Below are 20274 nucleotides of genomic sequence, written 5' to 3' on the forward strand. Positions count from 1 at the left end.
ACGTTTTCATTCGTTTCGTCTTGCTCGTCTCGCCGCACTTATTTCTTCAAAACGTTCTGTTCAACGGTTCCGGAGGCGTCTTGTAAATCAATCAAGTTTGCGTCGGGATCGTCCGACAGCGCTGTGTTTCCGTAAACATGAGCCGACGCCGGGCTCTCTTTGACGACAAACGCCGCCCCTTGAAACTGGCTGACTTGGTTACCGGTGATTGTCACGGTGGCTTTCGTGGCGTTCACCGCAGTCCGGTATCCGTTAAAGGAATTGTCCGAAATCGCTGCCGTGGAATTTGCCCAGACCCAGACGGCGTTTCCTTGTGCTGCTCCGATTCCGGTGAACGTGTTGCCGGTGATTGTGGCTCGGCCCTGGACCAAGATCGCCGCCACGCCACCGCCGGTGATGCGATTGTGACCAATCGTGGCCGTCGAATCCTCTTTCACCGCAATGATCGGAGGCAGACCGCCGACGCGTGAAAAATCATTTCCCGTGATCACGGCCGAGGATTCCGCAGTCACACCGACGGCCACCAGCTTATTGTCGACGCATGTGTTCTCGCGCAGAATCGCACTCGCCTGATGCTGCACTCCAATTCCAGCCAATTCGTTCTGTCGACACTCATTGCCAACGATCAGCGGCGCGGCACCGTCTCGACAGCCGATTCCGGCCATTTTGTTCTTTGAGCAGATGTTGTATCGTAGAATCGGGCTTGCACCGTCTCGGCATCCGATTCCGGCCATCTCGTTTTCATAGCAATCATTGTTTTCCACGACCGGTGCCGTGTCTCTCATGCGAATGCCGATTCCGGCACGTCGGTTTAGGAAGCACTTGTTTCCTCGTATCAAGGGCTTCGATCCTTCCCGGCAACCGATGCCCGCTCGGATATTTTGAAACGACAGGTTGTTGATGATGATCGGATTTGCTTTGCGGCAGCCGATTCCGGCGCGCAGGTTTTCCTTGCAGGTGTTGTTGCGGATGATCGGTTCGGCACCGTCTGCGACACCAATTCCGCCACCCATATTGCGAAACACGAAGTTGTCTGTGATGTGGGGTGCGGTGGTGGTTCCGCCCTTGCCAAGAACACCGATGCCGACATCGCCGTTATGGTGAACGATGCAGTGGGTGACGGTGCAGCTCACGCCTTGAATGCTGATTGCTGGGCGAGTCCCTTCCGCTTGAACGGATCCTTCTGCATCGCCCAGTTCTTCGCCTTTGGAGTCGAAGTGTTGTTTCCATAACGCCTCGTCGTAGACGCCGACATGGGTGACCGTGAAACCGTCCAGGGTGCTGGCTTCCGCCATCATCACGCCGGGTTGATCGCCAGATTCGCTGCCACCATCGATGATCGTCGCCTCGGTTCGCTTTAGGCCATCGGTGCCTTCACGATTGTCTCCATCGCTGCGAATCGTGATGCCCGGCTTCAAACGAATCTGTTCCTGATAGGTGCCGGGAGCGACACGGATGGTGTCGCCCGGCTCCGCTGCATCAATGGCGGCTTGGATGGTGCCGTGATGCAGTGGAACGTGAATCGTGGCAGCGATGGTGGTTTGAGCCGCCGCGGCTGCGAGCAGGAGAAGTGTCACGTGACGCATGGTGATATTGTAGAGTCCTTGCAGATAGACATTGCAGACCGTCGGCCAATTTGTACCGAATTCCACCGGCAACGGATCGTGCCAGCTTCAAATGGTCGCACAGTAAAATCCTGTCACTTTCTACCCCCACTGTCCCACCAGGGTGGGCTACGCTGTGAAGCATTTTTTAGCGGTAGGGCGCGAGCCCTCCGGTGTTTCGGTAAAGATGAGGAACCGGAGGGCTCGCACCCTGCCGCTAAAACCTAACGAAAAACAGGGGAAAAATGCTTCACAGCGTTACAGGGTGGGGTGGCGATTCAATGACCTACGAGAGCAAAATGAGCTGGATAGACCGAATGCCGCTGCTACTGTTTGTTGCGGCGGCCCTGACCTTGGGATTGGCTCCCTTTGTGCCGGAGCCGCACCTTTGGGAAAAACTAAAGATGTTGGTCGCCGGGACGTTGCGGCGGCCGCTCGATCTATTTGATCTTGTGCTTCACGCGACGCCTTGGCTGCTGCTGATCGCCAAGGTCATTCGGATGTTGACGCGGTAGTGGGCAGGCCACGACGACGGCACTTCTCGCTGCAGTACTTCACTTGCTCCCAGCACTTGGACCACTTCTTCCGCCACGTGAAGGCTCTTCCGCAGCACGCACAGATTTTCTCGGGCAAGTTCGGTTTTTTGTGAGACATGTTTGTCAGGTCATCATGCCCAATTGCGGGCGAGTTCCCCGTCTATTGCTTCAGCAACAGCAGCAACATGATCACCGGCGTCTTGGCCTGGACGCTGTGTTTCAAACCAGGGGCCATGTGAACCCAACCTCCCGGTTGCGCCTGGACCGTTTCCTCACCGAGCGTCAGCGTGGCTTCGCCTTGGATGAAATGTAAAATCGCCGGCATCGATGCGGTGTGTTCGGACAGTTCCTGGTCCTTGCCAAACCCGAAGATCACAGCTTTCACGTCGCCATCGTTGTGCAACGTGCGAGTTAAAATGCCATCTTCAGGTGGTTCGACCTCTTTGGCCAGATCGGCCAGGTGCGTGAAGTTGTAGCTCATGGGAGAGGTGGTTGCAGTAAGATTTTCAGTGTAAGGGGATCGGTTGTGTTGGAAGTCTACCGCAAAAGTGACTTCGTGCGCCATACAATCTGGTTAGTGTGTCCATGGCAACGTTGCACCATCCGCCTACGCAACTCATTGGAGAGTGAACGCCGTGAAGGTCAAGTGTATCCATTGCTTTGAGATCGTCGAACTGGATCCGAACGCCGACCTTGCGGGCATCATTTGTCCTTCGTGCGGCGGGCGTTTTGAGATCCCATTTGACGAAACGCTGGACTCCGACCATCCGCACGTATCAAGTTCGCATCTGGAATCGCTGCAAGGCGGCATGGAGCTGGCCGGCTTTTCGCTTGTCCGCAACTTGTTCAAGGGGTGTCGCAGCGACGTTTGGAAGGCGGTTGAGATCGAGCAGGGGCGGACGGTCGCCCTGAAGGTTTCGCACTATGAAGAGCAGGAGAGTGATCGGATCGGCCATTACTCGCGTGAAGCAGAGATTCTATCAAAGTTGAATCACTCGAACATAGTGAGCTTATCTTCACACGGAATTGCCAACCGGCGTAGCTATCTCGCGACGGACTACATCGAAGGCCAGCCGCTGTCACGATGGCTTGTCAACCGTGCGCCCTCGCCTTGGCAAGCAGCCGAAATCACCATGCGAATCGCGGATGCGATGGATCATGCGCACCGCCAGGATGTCATTCATCGCGATCTCAGCTGCCAGAACGTTTTGATGGACGAACGAAGCATTCCCCACGTCATCGATTTCGGACTCGCATCAATGGGAATGGATCATGCGATTGACGGGGCTCAACTGACGGTGGGAACGCCAATTTACATGGCACCTGAACAAATTCGAGGACAGCCGGAGCAGATCGACCATCGCGTGGACATCTATGCGATTGGTGTCATTTTTTATGAACTGTTGACCGCCAAGAAACCTTTTGAGCCTGGACCGAATTTGATTCAGAGGCTGTTTGAAGGGCCAATCCGAACACCGCGCGACATCGCCCCGTCGATCTCCCCAGACCTCTCCAGCATATGCGTTCGATGCCTTCAGAAAGACGCCAGTGATCGATACTCCACTGCGCGAGAGCTTGTCGATTCAATCCAATCGGTTCTGGGGGACCAACGCGGTGCATCGATTCAGCCGACAGGACTGGACGAAGTTGAATCCTTCGAGCATTCGAGGGCTTATGTCGCCCTGCATTCCCGCTGCGTCGATTTGGAGCAAATGCTCGAACGACGGACACGGGCATTGTTGGCAACCAAGACGGAGTATGACGTGTACCGCAACCTGGTCGAAAGCCGATCACTGGGGGCATTTCGGAAGGATTTGGACGACCGGATTGTGTTTGCCAACGAGTATTTTTGCCAGTTCGTCGGCCGGCCAAGATCCGAGGTCGTCGGTCGTCGCGTCAGAGAGATTTTGGATCATCAAGCGGCCGCCATGTGGGAAGCAGCGGACAACAAGATCCTGACGACCGGAAGCGTCTATGAATCGACCGAGCAATATCAAGTCGGCGATCGCACGCTGGTCTTTGATGTTGCCCGCTCTCCTGTTCGCAACATGAGTGGCCGGACCGTTGGGATTCAAGGCATCATGTATGACGTTTCGGCGCATGCCGAAATGGAACAGGCGTTGCGTGACGAGAAGGAAGTCGCGGTAGCGGCAAACCTAGCCAAAGGCGAATTCCTCGCCCGGATGAGTCACGAGATCCGCACGCCGATGACGGCGATCATGGGCATGAATCAAGTGTTGGCGACGACTCCGCTAACGGACAAGCAACTCGAGTGCACCCGTGCGATTGCGGATGCGTCGCAGTCACTTCTTGAAGTCATCAACGACATCCTCGATTTTTCGAAGATCGACGCCGGGAAGATCGAGTTGGAACCGGCGGAATTCTGCCTCGTCGAAACCTGCGACAAAGTGGTCAAGATGCTCCGCGAAGAAGCAAGGCAGAAAGAAGTCCAGCTGGCCGCGCTGTTCTCAAGCGATATCCCGAAGCGGCTGATTGGAGATGCCGCCAGGTTGCGGCGGGTGTTGGTCAACCTGATCGGCAACGCCATCAAGTTTACCTCGCAAGGAAGTGTTGAACTCCGCGTCCGTTGCGAGGACGCCTTCCCGGACCGATGCGTGTTGCGGTTCGAGGTCGCTGATACCGGTATCGGGATTCCCAAAAATCAGCTCGAACGTATCTTTCAGCCCTTTGAACAAGCCGATTCCTCTCTGTCGCGGGACCAAAGCGGAACGGGACTGGGGTTGGCGATCGCCTCAAAGATCGTCGAACTGATGGGAGGATCACTCGCCGTCACGAGTCGCGTCGGGGAGGGAAGCCGATTCTACTTTGATGCGACATTTCCAACCATCAGCGAGCCTAAGGAAAGCGTTTCGACGGAGGGAAAACCGCTTGCTGATCAGCAACGAGACACGGTTCCGCTGAAACCGCTCCGCGTGTTGGTCGTCGACGATGTCGAACCGAACCGTTTGACGTTGCAGCACCTCCTCGAAGATCGAGGCCACTCGGTCGTCACGGTTGCAAGTGGGGGCGACGCGCTGCGTGCCATCGAACAAGAACGATTTGACGTCATCTTGATGGACATCCAGTTGCCGGGCATGGACGGATTCGAAGCGACCCGAAGGATTCGCGAATCACTGGCCAACACCCAACATCGCACACCGATCGTTGCGCTAACCGCTCATGCGATGAAGGACAGCCGGGAGTGGTGCTTGACAAAAGGGATGGACGGATACGCGAGCAAACCTGTGGTGTGGAGTGCACTTTGTCAGGAACTCCAACGCGTCCTCATCGAATCCGGCGACCACGAACCGCCCCTCTTCTCGTTGACGGAGTTTCAGAATCGCGTGGGTGTTGATCAGGCGTCGGCATGCCAGTTGATTTCCAGCTTCCTGGCTTGTGTTCCCGGTTTGATCGAGAGCGTGGTTGATTCAGCACAGCAAAACGATTCCGCCGGATTGCGGGAGGCCGTTCATTGCCTCAAGGGAGCCGTCGAGAATCTTGTGGGGACCGGGGGAATACCAGAACTGCTTGCCTTGAAATCCATGGCCGAACGGGGCGACATCGAAAAGGCGGACGATGTTATCTTGGATCTGGAGAAGACAGTGCTGCGTCTCAAGAACGAACTCCTTGCCTACTCAACGGGCCAGATCGAATGAAAATCCTGATCGCCGAAGATGAAGAATTCTCAAGGAATTTGTTGCAGGCACAACTCGAGAGCCTCGGCCATAATGTCGTCGCGGTGTCGAGTGGTTCACATGCTTGGGGCGCCATGCAGCAAGAGCGATTCTCGATGGTGATCACGGACTGGATGATGCCCGATGTCGACGGGTTAGAATTGGTCCGTCGCATCCGGACGCATCCGGAATCGGGGTACGTGTACATCATCTTGCTGACCGGCAAATCCGAACGGACAGACCTGATCACGGGGATGCTTCGTGGTGCCGATGACTTTTTGTCCAAACCCTACGATCGCGATGAGTTGGATGTGCGGATTCGCGCCGGCGAACGGGTGATCAATCTCGAGCGTTCGCTCAAAGCCAAGAACGAAGAATTGGCAAGATCCAACCAAGAGATTGAGCGGACAAGTCAACGGATAAAGCGTGATCTCGATGAGGCTGCGAGAATTCAGAAGTCACTGCTTCCCCGAGAGTTGCCGCAAAACGATGTCGTTGACTTCGCGTGGATTTTTCGGCCGTGCGATGAACTGGCGGGGGACATTTTTAATGTGTTCCAGCTCGACGAGGACAACATCGGGTTCTACTTGCTCGATGTCGTCGGGCACGGGCTGCCAGCGGCCCTGTTATCGGTCACGTTAAGTCGCTTCATTTCTCCCTCGACCTCCTCATCTGCCCTGTTTCCCAACGTGGCCTCCGACACACCGTTTTTGTCACCCAGTAAAGTGGCATCCGCACTCAACGAACAGTTCCCGATGGACGGAATTGGCCAGCAGTACTTTACCTTGCTCTATGGATGCCTAAACCTTTGCACGCGAGAGATGCAATATGTCGCCGCTGGGCACCCCGGCCCCGTCGTGATCCCTGCCAACGACGCTCCACGAATCGTCCAAGTGGAAGGGTATCCGATCGGACTCGTCGATCAGCCAGAGTATGCTGATCGGCACTTGAGTTTAGCCCCTGGCGATCGCGTCATGCTCTATTCCGATGGCGTGCTCGATTGTCAGAACACCGACGGCGAGCATTTCGGTGAAGACCGGCTGATTGCGGCGGTTAACGAACGACGCGAATCTTTGAACGAGGACGTTCAGTCGCTCAACAATCAACTTGTCAGTTGGTGCGGAGGTCGCACGCCTGACGACGACATTTCGCTGCTCGCCATGCAACTTCTTGATGAATGACACAGCTTGCGACACCAATCAGATTGCAATAGGCTGATGCCACTTCATGCCGCCCCAGGAGTTGTGCTGGCCGATGTCGGACTCTGATTCTCAACACGCCCCGCAGTCGATTCCCAGTGCGGAAGGGTCGATCCCGGTGCGTCACGGGCCCTATCCCGAGTTCACTTGGACCGCTGTTCTCGTCGGCTGGGCGATCGGTGCACTGATCGCGGTTTCGATCGGCTACGCCGCGTTGATCCTGGGGTTTGCGATCGAAGGGTCCGAGTTGGCCGCGATTCTCGGCTGGGGGGTCTTACGCGGCGTGATGCGTCGCACCAGCATCGTCGAAAACAACATCAACCAAACCATCGCATCGGCGGTCAACGGTGCCTCATCGGGCATCATGTTTTCCGTCCCGGCGCTGTTTATTCTCAGCCGCACTCCGGGCTTTGAGTCGGTTGCGAATTTTAACACGCCGCTGATGATCTTGGCCTGCGTCACCGGCTGCGTGCTCGGTTTGGCGTTTGTGATTCCGCTGCGGAAACAGATGATCGATTTTGATCGGCTGGCGTATCCGGGCGGCATCGCCGTCGCGACGATTCTGAAATCGCCGGGTGCGGGGGTTCGCAAAGCCGTCCTGTTGCTCGGCGGGGCGTTGCTGTCCGGCGTCGCCCATCTGTTGGTCCTGGCCTTCATGGGCGAAGACCACGACTGGCATGCCGGCAGCCAGTTCGGATTGCCCGCGATGCTGAACATCAGTTTGTACTTGTCCGTGATGACGATCGGTGTGGGTTATCTTTCCGGCAAAGGCGGCTTCTGGTTCGGCTGCGGTGGGTTCATCTGTTACTTTTTGCTTTCACCCCTGTTGAGCCAGTTCGGCAGCGAAGGCGTTGCGGCGATGGTGTCCTCGCCCAATGAAATGCGCGGTGTGCTCTACAAGCCGCTCGGGATCGGCATGCTGGTCGGTGCCGCCGTCGGCGGGATCATCGCAGCGTTTCCGTTGATCGCCAGCGCGTTCAAATCGATGCATGCGGCCGGCCAGCAAATGGACGCGGGAGTCAATGCCTACAATGATGAGATGCCGATCCGGTTCTTGTACTCGGCCATTGGAATCGGGCTGCTGGTGATGGTGTTCATCGCCTTCGAGTCGGTGCCGGAGATGACATTGGGCCGGGCGGTTGCGATGGCGGTCCTGGGGACGCTTTGGGTCTGGGTCGCTGGCGTCGTCGTCGCCGAGTGCATCGGGCGGACAAACTGGTCGCCGTTGTCAGGGATGACCTTGATCGCCGTCACGATTTTGATTTTGGTCGCCAAGGGAGGCCTCGATTCCGCCGCGACGATCACCAGTTCGATGGTCGTGGGAGCGGCGATCTGCCTGGCAATCTCCCAGGCCAGCGACATGATGTTGGACTTGAAGAGCGGCTATCTCGTCGGAGCCATTCCCAGACGCCAGCAGTATGCGCAGTTCGTCGGTGCCTGGTTGGGGCCGGTGATCGTGATCTCGTTGATGTTCCTGTTGAACAACCAGTACCAAATCGGTTCGGACAAGTTGCCGGCGCCGCAGGCCCAAGCATTGGCGTCGGTGACCGAAGGCATCTTGAACGACAACGTTCCGGCCTATCGCTACACCGCCGGTGCGGGCCTGGGGTTGCTGCTCGCGATGAGCGGACTGGGCGGCATCGGCGTGTTGATCGCGCTGGGGTTCTACATGCCGTTCCAGATCGCTTTGACCTACACCATCGGCAACGTGCTGCGAATCGTCTCCGACAAATCGCTCGGCACCAAATTCGGTCACGAGGTCGGCATTCCGATCGCAGCCGGCTTGATCGTCGGCGAAGCCTTGGTGGGGGTCGGCAATGCGCTCTACCAGGTCTTTTTCGCCGCACCCGAAGTCGCGGAAACGGCGATGCTCGGTTGCCAACATCTTTCCAGGTGGATGTGATTGTGATGCGTGCACTCGGGCAAATACTGATGTGGTTCGGCTTTCTCGGCGGTGCGTTCGCTTCGGTGTCGCAGTTGGAACTGCAAGCCGACAAGTGGGCAACGGTCCCCTGGCTCTGGTACGCGGCGTCGATGGGAGTTGGGGTCGTTGGAATTGTGTTGTTGCGTCGTGCCAAACGCGAAGACCATCACGATCATGACAAGACAGATGCCGAGTATTCGGTCATCACGAGTAGCCTGGCCGAACTTTCCAGCGCCGTGGAAATACTCTGCCAGAACACCCAGCACCCGCCCGCGGACACACTCCAATTCATCGACGACCGCTGTGCCGAGCCGCTGGCTGAATTCGCCGATTCACGTCAGGCACTGGTCAAACGATTCGGAATGACCGTCTATGCCGATGTGATGACCGAATTCGCGTCGGCCGAACGCTACGTCAATCGATCTTGGTCGGCAGCGGCCGACGGATACGTCGACGAAGTCGACAAGAGCATCCGACGCGCCCATCAACACCTCACCAACGCCAAAGAATTGATCTCCAAGGCCGAGCAGAACGTGTAACACCGTCCCCGGCCGGTCCCAAAACCTCCCTCCGGTTTTGCGCTCGTGATGCGTTTCAGCACGCCGTCTGATCGAAGTCGAACGAGCAAGAGTCCGTCTGATCAACGGCAGGAAGCGAATCGAGTCTTCGCAGGCTGAACAAGGCAACGACATGCAGCACCAAACCGAGCAAGACAATCGTCCCCAATAATGAAGCCAATTGATACCGAGTGTAGACGCTGTCTTTGGCGGCTTGCAGCACTTCCAACTCCGGATTGACGCCGGCAAAGATGGCCGACACGATCGCTCCGGAGATGAGCAGCACCACCACGTTGACCCAGGTCGCCTTGAACTTCCCGTTCAAGACTTTCACCGAGCACACGATCCCTGGTGCGTAAAGCACAAGTGCAAAGCTCAGCAATTCGGCAACACCACGCCAGGGCCTTTCGACCGGGTGCAATCCGGATGCGAGAAACAAGACCCCGACGGCGCCCCAGATGACCAACACGATCATGATGCAGAGCATGCAGCCAGCCGCCGTTAGGATTGAAGCTTTGGGGTTCCTGCAATACCAACGCCAAACTCGACCGAGCGTTCCGACCGGTCGTGCGGCGATCGGAAAACCCGATCGAAATCGTTTCAGTTCGTCGGCCAGTTCCAGGCAAGACTGGTAGCGTCGCTCAGGCTCTTTCTCCAAGCACCGCAGGCAAATGGTTTCCACATCCGACGGCAGGCTTGCGTTCAGGCTGCGGGGACTCGGCGGTGTTTCCGCGATGATTTGGTACAGCACCGTGGCACGTGTGCCGCGGAACGGTAACTCGCCCGTTAGCATCTCAAACAGGCAGACTCCCAAGGAGTAGACATCGGCTCGACCATCGGCCGAATGCGCTTTTCCCTGGGCTTGCTCGGGTGGCATGTAAGAGGGAGTCCCAAGAATCGCGCCCTCGACCGTCATCGTCGCGTCGGGAGAATCACGTTTCGCCAAGCCAAAATCCATCACGTGTGGATTGCCTTTCAGATCGACCATGATGTTGCTCGGCTTGAGATCACGGTGGACGATCCCATGTTCGTGAGCCTCATGCACCGCTCTGCAGACCGTTTCGCAGATCGTCACAACGTGGTCGAGCGAGGGGCGATGGATGAGAAACCAGTCCTTCAGGTTGATGCCGTCGATGTAGTCGCTGACGATGTAGGGTACGCCATCGCACTCTCCGACTTCGTGAACAGAAACGATGTTGGGGTGTTTCAATTGCGCCGCGGCGCGAGCTTCCCGCAGAAATCGCGTCACCTCGGCGCGGCCGAGCGTTCTCTGTCGGGGCAATTTCAGCGCGACGGTGCGATCGAGCTGTTCGTCGATCGCCTTCCAAACAGTACCGAAGGCCCCGTTGCCCAGGACGTTGATCAGTTGGAAGTGGCCGAACCGTTCGGAAACGCTTTCGCTGCCGACGGTCGCGTCGGGGTCCTGTTGAAGATTCAAGGAGCTGCCGCAGACTTCACACCAAGAATCCTCAAGCCGCTCCTCGTCGTTGACCTCGTTCCGCTGTTTGCAATGCGGGCATCGTACGATCATTTTTTCCCCTCCGGAAGTTTCGACTGTACCCCGAAAGGGTGGCGTAGAAAAGACTGGCCAGGCGGATTTGGCCTGTTTCCTTGTCGATCGAGATCGTCGCAATCAGGTCGGGCCGAGCGACGTTAGCTTTCGTCCGCGGACTCTCCCGGACGCAAGGCACCGAATTCGTCAAATGCCTCAAGCGTGTTGAAATAACCCCAAGTCTCGGTGATCAGTCCGCCGGAGAGTCGCATGATTTTTGCGCCGACCATTCGCATCCGTTTTCCGGTCGGACCGAATCCGAGATAGCCGAGCGTTTGCGTGCCGATGTAAGTCAGCCGGCTCATCACCAAGTCACCTTCGGCGATCTGAAAATCGATGGAGACCTCCAGGTCGGGATACGCGCGCCGAAAACCCCGGATGTGCTTACGGAGGTCCTCGATCGGCTGATCCGTCGGCGACTTGTTGTTGTGGTCGACGTGCGTCGGCGACACATATTCAGACAACAACTCATCCTGTCCGGATCGAAGCACCTTCTCGATGAATTCGGTGACGCGTGTTTTATTCAGCGCTTCGGATGAATTGGATGCGTTATCCATGGCTTCCCATCGGAGAGTGTCGTGTCGTTTGACTTGCTCGATACTCCATTCGGCAAGAGAATCGACGGGGTCGGCGTGCTCCGGTCCCTGGGGGTTCATGTGTACGATCCTTCCATGAATGAACTCAGTCTGGCCCCTTGCTTCGACTCGAACGGTCATCGGTAGCGTCACCGGCCGGTCGCCGGGCGAATCGTTTTGAATCTAGCGTGCCGCAGCGTTTTGCATGGATCCCATTTTAACATGGATTCTAGCCTACTGAATCGCTGCGTGAGGTCCAAATAGAATCCGCATCAACAGTCTTGATAGACCACGGAATACCTGGGACACACGGAATGACCTGTCCACTTGACCCATTTTTGCTTCGCATCCACCGTCGAAAGGTACTGATTGTCGGGTAGAATGATCTATCGACACATAAAACTTTCCTGCTGATGACCGCTTACCATGCCAACCGCTGGTCGCTATCTGCCGCACTACACCGTTGAGGATTTGCAACGCTGGGAAGGCGATTGGGAACTCTGGCAAGGGATCGCCGTATCAATGACTCCCAGCCCTTTCGGTTCGCATCAGCGCGTCGCCAGAAATCTTGTCGTCGAGCTTGACGTGAAGATTCGGGAGCTGGGCTGTCAAGCAAATGTGCTTTATGAGATCGACTGGATCGTTTCACGCGATACCGTGGTCCGTCCCGACGTGATTGTGGTTTGCGGAGCGGCACCTGAAAAACACGTCGAAAGCCCGCCCCCATTGATTGCCGAAATCCAATCGGCTTCAACCGTCGAGCGTGACCGGGAAGCAAAGCGGGATCTGTACCAAGACCAGGGCGTCGGAATTTATCTGCTGATCGATCCGGATCAGGAAACGTTCGAGGCCTACCGCAAAACCGGTGAGCAGGATTGGAAACACGAAATGATCACCGACACGATCGAATTCTCAATCTGCGGCGACTGTCACCTGAGACTTTCCAAAGCATCGTTGTTTCGCTGACCCGATTCATCAACCGCAACAATGCGATTGAAACCTCAAGAGATCAAACAGGTGCGCAAAATTCTCAACTTCCGCCCCAACTCGTGGGGCGAAAAAGAGACCTAACCCCTTTAGACTTGTTCGGACGCCAAGCGATCGAGAGCATGCAAAGCCCGGCTGAAATGGATTTTGCGGCAAACTGACTTGCAAACTCTAGACAATTTGTCAGAATTGACGGTTCCTTTCGGCAATGGCTTCTCTTCTCTCAACCACTCGCAACATCATGGATCGACAAATTGCCTGCCTCATTGTTATCGCTCTTTTGATAGCCGGATCTTCCGACTTGCGGTCCGAAGAGCCCATCGAGGACCGCAATCGCAAGACGACCAGCCACTGGCTTGGGGTTGCCGAAGAGGTTGCCAAGCGGCAACGCCTGTTTGACCCGAGTGCGCCAGCCAAACCATTCAAGCTTCACGAACAGGCGATCTTTCGGCACACCCAATCGGTCCGCGGCGACGATATCGGGGCAGTCTTTCTCTGGACCGCTCCTGCTTCGCAGCGTCCAGCGGCGATCGGCGTTTTCTTTGCCTGGTCCCAAGGGCGGATGCGAAACGTGATGGAAGAGTTTCATTCGTTCTACAACGGGCCAATCCGACGCCAAGCCGCGGGACAACCGACATGGGACTGTCCTGATGCGGGGCTACAGTGGAATCGCGCGGACAACCTTCCCGCCCCCGCTTCAGACCTTCGACGGTTGAAGCTTCAAGCCAGACAGTTCCCCCGCCGATTGAACGTCAAGACGACGACGACGGAAGGCCAGAGCTGGGAATTACGATCCGTGCCGAAGCCGTTCTACGAATACACCGACGTCGATTCGGGGATCCAATACGGCGCAGTCTTTGGCTTCTGCCAGGGAACCGACACGGAATTGCTGGTTGCCGTCGAAGCACGACAGGTGGATGACGAACGTACTTGGTACTATGCGCTGGCGCCATTCAGCGATTACCAAATCCAGGTCGATCTACCCGACGGCAAAACTTGGAATTCCCCGGACGGCTCATTCGGCCAGAACGGAAAACCGCATTTCTGGGGGGCGGTGGAACGACGCCCCAAACCCGAGTTCGAACGCTAGTGGTGCGACAAACGCAACCCGACGATTTCACGTTGACACAGCGCTCGGGCGACAACGGTCGAAAGATGACAGAAAAAGGGTCGGCAGAAAAATCGGATTCAGCAATCGTGGTGTCCAACCAACATCAGCTTGTGCCGGGGATCTCCATCACCGCTTCGGGGCAAGCGACCGTCGCCCCGTCCGTCGCAGATGTGCTATTCGACTTGGCAATCAAGCTGGAAGAACCGACGAATCTGCCCGTCGATGTGGAGCACGTGTTGGCCGCCATCGTGCTCGCTGCTCGGAACGGACAGCTTGATCGGAACACGCCACTGTCGCCCGATGATCCGGCGCTCGTCGACACCTTGGCGGCCCATGTGAAAACAATCTTCGCAGACTACGGCGGCAATGTTGGCACGGACGATTGAACGGTTGTAATCGTCCCTCGTCAGGCGCAAGTAAAAATCATTCTCGGTGTTGCCGCTAGGGAGTCGACAGCTCGGCGACGTTCGCGACTTCGATGGCACTGACTTTGCCCTCGATCTGATCTTCGATTTGGCGAAACACATTGGGAAGTTCAGCTGACAGCAACCGCTTGAGCAGCGGAAGATTGGAATTCAGTCCGCTGCGTAACCCATTGGCAACGTTACTGTTGTTCATGCCGATTCCTTGAGCTTGGACCCAACGCGGTGACCCGATTTGCAGGTTGTCGGAATCCAGCTTCAGTTTGGAGTCGACCAAGGTGAGTTCAGCATCCTTGTTTCGCTTGACTTCAAACTCAACCACGAGATCGCGAATCGTACCGAGTTTCATTTCAATCGGCCCACAGGATGCATGCTGGCGCGCACCCTGGACGCTTGTGCGATTGATCATGAGTTTGACGTCACTCAATCGAACTTGAACGATGGTTTGCACGGACACATCGGCCTGTATGGACGCGTCATCGAGAACCTCGACGCTCTTCAGTGTTCCGCCGTACTTGATCTCTTTGAATTGGACCCTGAATGCCCGGCCCATCACGTGCGTTGTGTGGTTGATATCCGCCACGCTGCCGGAAACGATGTTCGCCACGGGATCGGGGTCGGCGTGCAAGATAGACGCGGAGGTGGTCAACGCAAAGACTGCCAGCAGAAGGCGAAGAATCCGTATCGCATCGTCTTTCACTGTTCTCTCCCAAGAGTTGAGCGGCCGTCTCAATGGCGCCGTTTGACCGGCATTGCGCAACACAGACTAGGGGTGTTCCCGCCGCCCCACAATGGCAGGCACGGAAAGACAGTGGAGGTGATGGACTGCTGCGTCCAATCGGCACCCTAGGCATGCGGCGAGGGCATTTATGGGCACCTTGGTCCTCGGACGCGTGAAGATTGCCGAAATTGGCAAGTTTGCAGTGTTCCTAGGCAACTTTCATCCCCGAATCGGCCACAAGAATTTCTCAACTCCCTCAATTCAGCGCGGTCGAAGGTGGAAGTCTTGCTTCCTAGTACATTACCTCGAACGTCCACCTAACATATCAGGATGACCTTAATGTTGGGGCAGCACGCTCCAAAAGCGAGCTCGATTACCTCTCTAAAATTGCACATTGTCTCATGAACCTGCATTCCTTCATGTTACTCACGCTGAGTCTCAGCCCACTTCTTGACGCTACGGCTGTGGCCCGTCAGTGGGTAAGTCGTGACGGCAACTTCAAGGTGCAGGCGGAGTTGGTCGGATTTGATGGTTTCGTCGTCGAGATTCAAAAGGCCGATGGCAATCGCGCAAAAGTGCCAATCGATCGCCTCAGCGTGGCCGATCGAGAATACATCTGGACGCAAATCGATGATCCCCAAATTGCTCCCGGAGTCCCGCCAGCGCTTCGCACATTTAAGCAAGCGGTGGACTTATCGCGGCCAGTGGAGATTCGTCGGATCGAAAAACGCCTCGAGGCTTTGAGAAAAGAGCTCCGGTCGGGCTCTCGCGACGTGAACCATCCCGTTGGTCAACAAGCCAAGACGCTTGCGAAACACCTTGGAAAACGCCTTGTGTTGCTGAAGTCGGGCGCTGCCTTCACTCCCACCCTCTCGCCGAAAGACTTTCGTGTCGGACAGATCGGCACTCTTGATAATGACTTGCAATTTACGATTCGCTCCAAGCCGGAAGGCGATGAACGCAAAATCAGCATTAGCTTTTATGAGCATCGACACATCAACGAGCTCCCCGGCGCACGCAACAACTGGCACACCACCACAATTTCTCGTCCGGATCTGATGATTCTGAAGGCCGATTTCGTTAATCAGCTCCCGGAAACGCATCTGGATCGAAATCGAAGATCACCTACCAATCGATTGCTTCGTGCTCGCGTCTACCAGATTGTCGAGTCGCGCCCGCGAGGCGCCGCGAAAGACTACGTGTTGACGCCCTTCGCAATGGGCGACGTTGAACCATTGCTCATGGGAAAACGACCGGCTGCGAACGTGGCCAAGCCCGACAACTCGAAGGATAGCGAAGAAGGTGATCCTGGTTTACCCGATCTTGTCATCGCTGATGTACAGGCGCAACCCAAAAGAGGCACGAAAATACCCTACACGTACACCGTTAAAAACATGGGCAAGAAAACGTTTTCAGCGTCCGTGACCTGGCAGGCTTACTACAGCAAAGATCGTGTTTACGACAAATCCATCGACCGACCGGCCCACGGATTCATCGCCTCCTTAGGCAAACTTGCACCAGGTGAATCAGTATCGAAGGACTGGGGGTTTTACCGCGGACCGCGTGACGCAAACAGACGGTACTTGATCTTTGTCGTCGACGCGAAGAACAAAATTCGAGAGCTCTCTGAAGACAATAACACGTACGTATTCGACACGTGGGAGGGTCAGCAGGATGAGTAAGACAGTCAATCTGCGAATCTCGTTTTTTTCACTCATGACGATCGTTACCAACGACGGCCGCCAAATCGAGGTGCCTTTGGACCGGTTGGCCGTCGATGATCAGAACCGAGCGCCCATGCCCGAGCGCCCATGCCCGAGCGACTGCGGAGCGCGCGTTTGGTCGTTCGATTCAAGTCGGGTCTGGACGATAGTATTGTCCACATTGATCGGACGCAAGTGACGGCGAACCTATTGCGGAGTTTGTTAATCCCGTCAAGGAACAGCCTGAGCGTGCGGCAATTCAATTTAGCCCTGGGGGCGAAGTGTTTGCGACGCAAAGAAACGTGCCTCGATCGACGAGACTAGTCCGCCATCGTCGAGGGTATTTACAAGCCAAGAGAACGTCGTCCGTCGCTGGGGTTGATGTTTGGGACACTCGCACCGGGAGCAAGCTGATCGAGCTTCCGCATGAATCGTCGACCGACATTCTCTTTTCCCCCGACGGTAGGATTTTGGCTAGCGTGGGCCCCGTTAGCATCAAGCTATGGCAAGTTAACGAGTTCCTACGCGACGCCCTTGACTAATTGTCGCCTTGGCTTGGCGAAGTGAGACGTTGGCTAGGACTAGAGAGCGAGCTTTGGTCCGCGACCAATTCGTTTGTCGGCTTCGTCCTGACGTTTCTGGCCTTTGCCTTCGGTCATTGGTCCCCTTTGTCTCAATGAGACCGATCCCTGGTACCAACGAGGAAAGGGGGCATCTGGGCAGCGGCAATTCGCCAGCGTGCCGTGGTTGACTGTGGAATCGCTATGATGAAATGACCTTGCCCGCCTTCCCTCGGAATGGAGATGCGAATGATGGCTCTTCCTTTTGCGAGTCGCTCAACGCTCCATCGCTACCTGGCAGTCGCGACGATAGCCCTGTCCCCCAATTCGCTCCGTGCAGTGAAACCTTCGGAAATCGCTGGAACGTGGGTGATGTCCGTCGACTCACGTCAGCCACGACCTCGCTGTCTCGGGTTCGAAAGTGTATCTGGCAAACGCGAGTGGACTTCGAATTGCTGAATCGGCAAATCCACAAACGCTCGAAACGCTAGGCAATTTTGAGGGCGAGGGGCATTGGGTACGAGGGGTCCACGTTGTCGGGTCAACCGCTTACATCGCAACTTCGATGCATGGTGATGCCTCCTGGTTGCAGATCATCGATGTATCCGACCCCATGGCTCCGGTTCAGATAGGAATCTACAGATCGACGGGTGGAGCGCAGGACGTCTCCGTCTCCGGGGACGTGGCGGTCCTTGCCGATCGCGCGGCGGGCATCGTCGTGCTTGACCTTTCGGAGCCTCAGAACGTACGACGTGTCGGTTATTTCCGAACGAAGGGGCGTTCGAGCAAGGTGGACATCTTCGGAGAGCTGGCGTTAGTCTCCGTTGATGGCGACTCGGGAGCGAGAACATTGCAAGTGATTCGTTATCTCCCCAAGCCGCTACGTGAACCTCGATGATCGCTCGGCAAGTCACGGCGTCGCTGAAGGGTGCTGAAGAATCGCCCGCACATGACGTTGCTCCAGGCCCCCCAATCCTGGATTTCATATCATCACGGCGAGATCATGTGCTCTGGAAAACGCGATCGTTTCGATCCCTTTGGGCTGCGCAGACTGGAGCCGTGGTTGGGTTTGAATCCGATCGGGATGGCGAGTCCGCCCGACTCCTGCAGCCGCTGATGCAGCTCGCGCCGCATGCGATTGACGCGGGCGTGCTGGTCCGGCTTGAGAATCAGGTTGTTGGTTTCCCGGGAGTCCGTCTTCAACCGCGGAGCTCGTTGGAAAGGAAACCGCGTCAAACGAATCAGCACCCCATCGGCCCAGGCGATGCATCCTCCGCGAGCTTGATGCTGTCGGTGCTGCACACCGACGCGGTTCCCGCGATTGCTTGCGAGCGCCGGTGCCCGACACCGGATGCTGGTCGCAATGTTCCAGCTTCATCGACCGGTGGATCGACGAGATCCGGCGAACGCAAACCGGTCAGCGATACGCCACATTTTCCTGTCACCGATTTTTCTGTCGCCTTCGTTCATTGCGTTTACGAGAGTTCTATCGGGACAAGGATGTTCCGTTCTAAGTCCAACATCGCCGCAAAGCCGTTCATCACCGCGTCAACGACGATGAAGTATCGGTCTTCGGAAGCCAGATCCAATGGCCCTTCGCCTCTCCAGTCTAGTTTTCCTGACGGTGTAGCCGCAAACCATCGATGAAAGTGCCCGCTGATCATGATGCGCTGCGGAAGTCTGGCAAAGCAGTTCTCGATCATGCCTGTTTCTTCGGGGACGCCAACGTAAAAGGACAGAACGTCTCGTGCGTCTTCCGTCGGAAACGTGTGTGAGACAAGGACATCTTCCAGCTCAAGTCTTGGCTGAAGTGTGCTGAAAAACTCCATGACCGATTCGGAGTACCATTGCCGCATCTCGGCGTCGGGATCGACGCAAAGTCCCAATTCGTGGTTCCCCCACACGCCAATGGCACCGCACGATCGTAGCAACTCCACGATCTCGTCCGCATGGCGACGGTCGTAGATGACGTCGCCCAGGAGAACGAATTTGTCAACCGAGTCCCGCCGAAGCCGTTCAATCGCTTTGGCCAGTTGATCAACATCGCCGTGAATATCGGCCAGCAGCCCAAGTCGCATCAAGGCTCCCTCTCGTTGAGTCATGGAAGTCGGGGACGCCACACGATGAAACGTATCGAGCCGCGCCGCTCACCCGGCGTTTCACTTCTCACGCTAATATACAAGACGCTGTTGTTGGTTGTTGAGAACACGTCCATGACTGTCTGACGGACTGAAGATGATCGATCAAGAACTACTGCGGGATGTAGCGGCACGCGTCGAGATCCATGTGCGCAACTCCAAAGGATTTGAGGAGGAATCGTTCGTCAATCCATTTTCTCCCGTCGACAGCGTGTCTGCCTTCGCCGCGGCGCGACGACTGGTGACGGAGCGGGACCACGATGCCTTCATCGCAGTTGCACCTGAGGGGCATGTTTACGGATTCTTTTTTGAGTATTGGGGAGCGAGCGTGCTCAGCGTTCATGTGGGCTATCCCCCACGCGAGTGCTTGATCCTTGACGACCTCTCTGGCATTCGGGGACGTCGCGTTCTCATCCTTGAAGACGACGTCGCGAGTGGGACCACACTTCGGGTCGTTTTGGATGCGATCCAAGACGTCTCGCCCAAGTCTGTCGATCTTTTTCTCGGGCGTCCAAGGCATCAGCAGATCCTGGAACACATCGATTCTCGCATCGGGAAAACCTCTCTAGCCGAGGACCTCCTGCACGAAGGGCAACAGACGATCGATGAAGCCGATTTCGTGCGAGCGTTCGCTTCCCCCGGCGAATCTTAGCAACGAGCGGAATCGAAGTGTCGGATCTCTTGAAGTGGGAGAGGCTTCCACTTATTTTCCGTGCGTTGCTAAGCGAGCGGCGCCGCGTGGCACCTTGCTTACGCCTACGGGAAAAGGAACCAGCGAGACTGATCGAAAGCGGTGTCCCCTGTTGGCTCCAATCTCTCCCAGATGTTGACCCGATAGTTGCCGTTGTGATGCCGACACACCTCCACACGATGCAGGCGGGGTGGCCTGCCGACTTTATCCAGAATCGGTGATTTGATCTTCGCCGTGTGTGTCGACAGTGTGTGTCGACAGTGTGTGTCGACAGTGTGTGTCGACAGTGTGTGTCGACAGTGTGTGTCGACAGTGTGTTC

19 protein-coding genes are annotated in these 20274 nt (G+C 56.4%); 11 read left to right on the forward strand and 8 right to left on the reverse strand.

Annotation, left to right across the window (positions count from 1 at the left end; all coding sequences use genetic code 11):
• Window positions 1-38: 38 nt before the first annotated feature.
• A complete protein-coding gene (locus NZK35_RS09685; RefSeq protein ID WP_259632332.1) occupies window positions 39-1586 on the reverse strand; it encodes a right-handed parallel beta-helix repeat-containing protein in 1548 nt (515 codons plus the stop codon).
• A gap of 317 nt (window positions 1587-1903) precedes the next feature.
• Between NZK35_RS09685 and NZK35_RS09690 the strand changes: the two genes are divergently transcribed.
• Window positions 1904-2119: a hypothetical protein gene (locus tag NZK35_RS09690; protein WP_259632333.1), complete on the forward strand. Its 216-nt coding sequence runs from the start codon at window positions 1904-1906 to the stop codon at window positions 2117-2119.
• Here the strand turns inward: NZK35_RS09690 and NZK35_RS34895 are convergent.
• Window positions 2097-2258: a DUF2256 domain-containing protein gene (locus NZK35_RS34895; protein ID WP_407699784.1), complete on the reverse strand. Its 162-nt coding sequence runs from the start codon at window positions 2256-2258 to the stop codon at window positions 2097-2099. The genes NZK35_RS09690 and NZK35_RS34895 overlap by 23 nt on opposite strands.
• A 42-nt stretch (window positions 2259-2300) precedes the next feature.
• Entirely contained in the window at window positions 2301-2621 is a 321-nt protein-coding gene (locus NZK35_RS09695; RefSeq protein ID WP_259632334.1) for a cupin domain-containing protein, read from the reverse strand.
• A gap of 154 nt (window positions 2622-2775) precedes the next feature.
• On the opposite strand from NZK35_RS09695, the gene NZK35_RS09700 reads away from it, so the two are divergent.
• The 4 genes from NZK35_RS09700 to NZK35_RS09715 all read left to right on the forward strand — a co-directional run bounded on the left by NZK35_RS09700 (window position 2776) and on the right by NZK35_RS09715 (window position 9476).
• Window positions 2776-5796 (forward strand): protein kinase domain-containing protein, encoded by a 3021-nt coding sequence (locus NZK35_RS09700; protein ID WP_259632335.1) that lies wholly within the window; start codon window positions 2776-2778, stop codon window positions 5794-5796.
• Window positions 5793-6995, forward strand: a complete 1203-nt coding sequence (locus tag NZK35_RS09705) for a PP2C family protein-serine/threonine phosphatase (protein ID WP_259632336.1) — start codon at window positions 5793-5795, stop codon at window positions 6993-6995. Before NZK35_RS09700 ends, NZK35_RS09705 begins: the two co-directional genes overlap by 4 nt.
• 73 nt (window positions 6996-7068) lie before the next feature.
• Complete coding sequence (locus NZK35_RS09710) at window positions 7069-8916, forward strand: OPT family oligopeptide transporter (RefSeq protein ID WP_259632337.1); 1848 nt, start codon at window positions 7069-7071, stop codon at window positions 8914-8916.
• On the forward strand, window positions 8889-9476 hold the full coding sequence (locus NZK35_RS09715) for a hypothetical protein (protein WP_259632338.1): 588 nt from the start codon (window positions 8889-8891) through the stop codon (window positions 9474-9476). The genes NZK35_RS09710 and NZK35_RS09715 overlap by 28 nt, the downstream gene beginning before the upstream one ends.
• A gap of 55 nt (window positions 9477-9531) precedes the next feature.
• On the opposite strand, the gene NZK35_RS09720 is transcribed toward NZK35_RS09715, so the two are convergent.
• Complete coding sequence (locus tag NZK35_RS09720) at window positions 9532-11025, reverse strand: serine/threonine protein kinase (protein WP_259632339.1); 1494 nt, start codon at window positions 11023-11025, stop codon at window positions 9532-9534.
• 122 nt (window positions 11026-11147) lie between these two features.
• Complete coding sequence (locus NZK35_RS09725) at window positions 11148-11702, reverse strand: ester cyclase (RefSeq protein WP_259632340.1); 555 nt, start codon at window positions 11700-11702, stop codon at window positions 11148-11150.
• 345 nt (window positions 11703-12047) lie between these two features.
• On the opposite strand from NZK35_RS09725, the gene NZK35_RS09730 reads away from it, so the two are divergent.
• From NZK35_RS09730 to NZK35_RS09740, 3 genes are all read left to right on the forward strand, one after another.
• The gene (locus NZK35_RS09730) at window positions 12048-12587 is read left to right on the forward strand and encodes a Uma2 family endonuclease (protein ID WP_259632341.1); all 540 of its coding nucleotides are present in this window, start codon (window positions 12048-12050) and stop codon (window positions 12585-12587) included.
• A 322-nt stretch (window positions 12588-12909) separates the two neighbouring features.
• The gene (locus NZK35_RS09735) at window positions 12910-13698 is read left to right on the forward strand and encodes a hypothetical protein (RefSeq protein ID WP_259632342.1); all 789 of its coding nucleotides are present in this window, start codon (window positions 12910-12912) and stop codon (window positions 13696-13698) included.
• Between the two features lie 2 nt (window positions 13699-13700).
• On the forward strand, window positions 13701-14105 hold the full coding sequence (locus tag NZK35_RS09740) for a hypothetical protein (protein ID WP_259632343.1): 405 nt from the start codon (window positions 13701-13703) through the stop codon (window positions 14103-14105).
• Window positions 14106-14160: 55 nt separating this feature from the next.
• On the opposite strand, the gene NZK35_RS09745 is transcribed toward NZK35_RS09740, so the two are convergent.
• Window positions 14161-14841, reverse strand: a complete 681-nt coding sequence (locus NZK35_RS09745; RefSeq protein ID WP_259632344.1) for a hypothetical protein — start codon at window positions 14839-14841, stop codon at window positions 14161-14163.
• Window positions 14842-15263: 422 nt separating this feature from the next.
• Here NZK35_RS09745 and NZK35_RS09750 point away from each other — a divergent pair, with 422 nt between their 5' ends.
• Both NZK35_RS09750 and NZK35_RS34900 read left to right on the forward strand, forming a co-directional pair.
• A complete protein-coding gene (locus tag NZK35_RS09750; protein ID WP_259632345.1) occupies window positions 15264-16544 on the forward strand; it encodes a CARDB domain-containing protein in 1281 nt (426 codons plus the stop codon).
• A gap of 1002 nt (window positions 16545-17546) precedes the next feature.
• Window positions 17547-18023 (forward strand): LVIVD repeat-containing protein, encoded by a 477-nt coding sequence (locus tag NZK35_RS34900; RefSeq protein ID WP_407699785.1) that lies wholly within the window; start codon window positions 17547-17549, stop codon window positions 18021-18023.
• Window positions 18024-18115: 92 nt separating this feature from the next.
• Here NZK35_RS34900 and NZK35_RS09755 read toward each other — a convergent pair whose 3' ends face one another.
• On the reverse strand, window positions 18116-18328 hold the full coding sequence (locus tag NZK35_RS09755) for a hypothetical protein (RefSeq protein WP_259632346.1): 213 nt from the start codon (window positions 18326-18328) through the stop codon (window positions 18116-18118).
• A gap of 272 nt (window positions 18329-18600) precedes the next feature.
• The gene (locus NZK35_RS09760) at window positions 18601-19227 is read right to left on the reverse strand and encodes a metallophosphoesterase family protein (protein ID WP_259632347.1); all 627 of its coding nucleotides are present in this window, start codon (window positions 19225-19227) and stop codon (window positions 18601-18603) included.
• A 133-nt stretch (window positions 19228-19360) separates the two neighbouring features.
• Here NZK35_RS09760 and NZK35_RS09765 point away from each other — a divergent pair, with 133 nt between their 5' ends.
• Window positions 19361-19915, forward strand: a complete 555-nt coding sequence (locus tag NZK35_RS09765) for a phosphoribosyltransferase domain-containing protein (RefSeq protein ID WP_259632348.1) — start codon at window positions 19361-19363, stop codon at window positions 19913-19915.
• Window positions 19916-20274: the final 359 nt, after the last annotated feature.

The organism is Stieleria sedimenti (assembly GCF_025060895.1).
Lineage (GTDB): Bacteria > Planctomycetota > Planctomycetia > Pirellulales > Pirellulaceae > Stieleria > Stieleria sedimenti.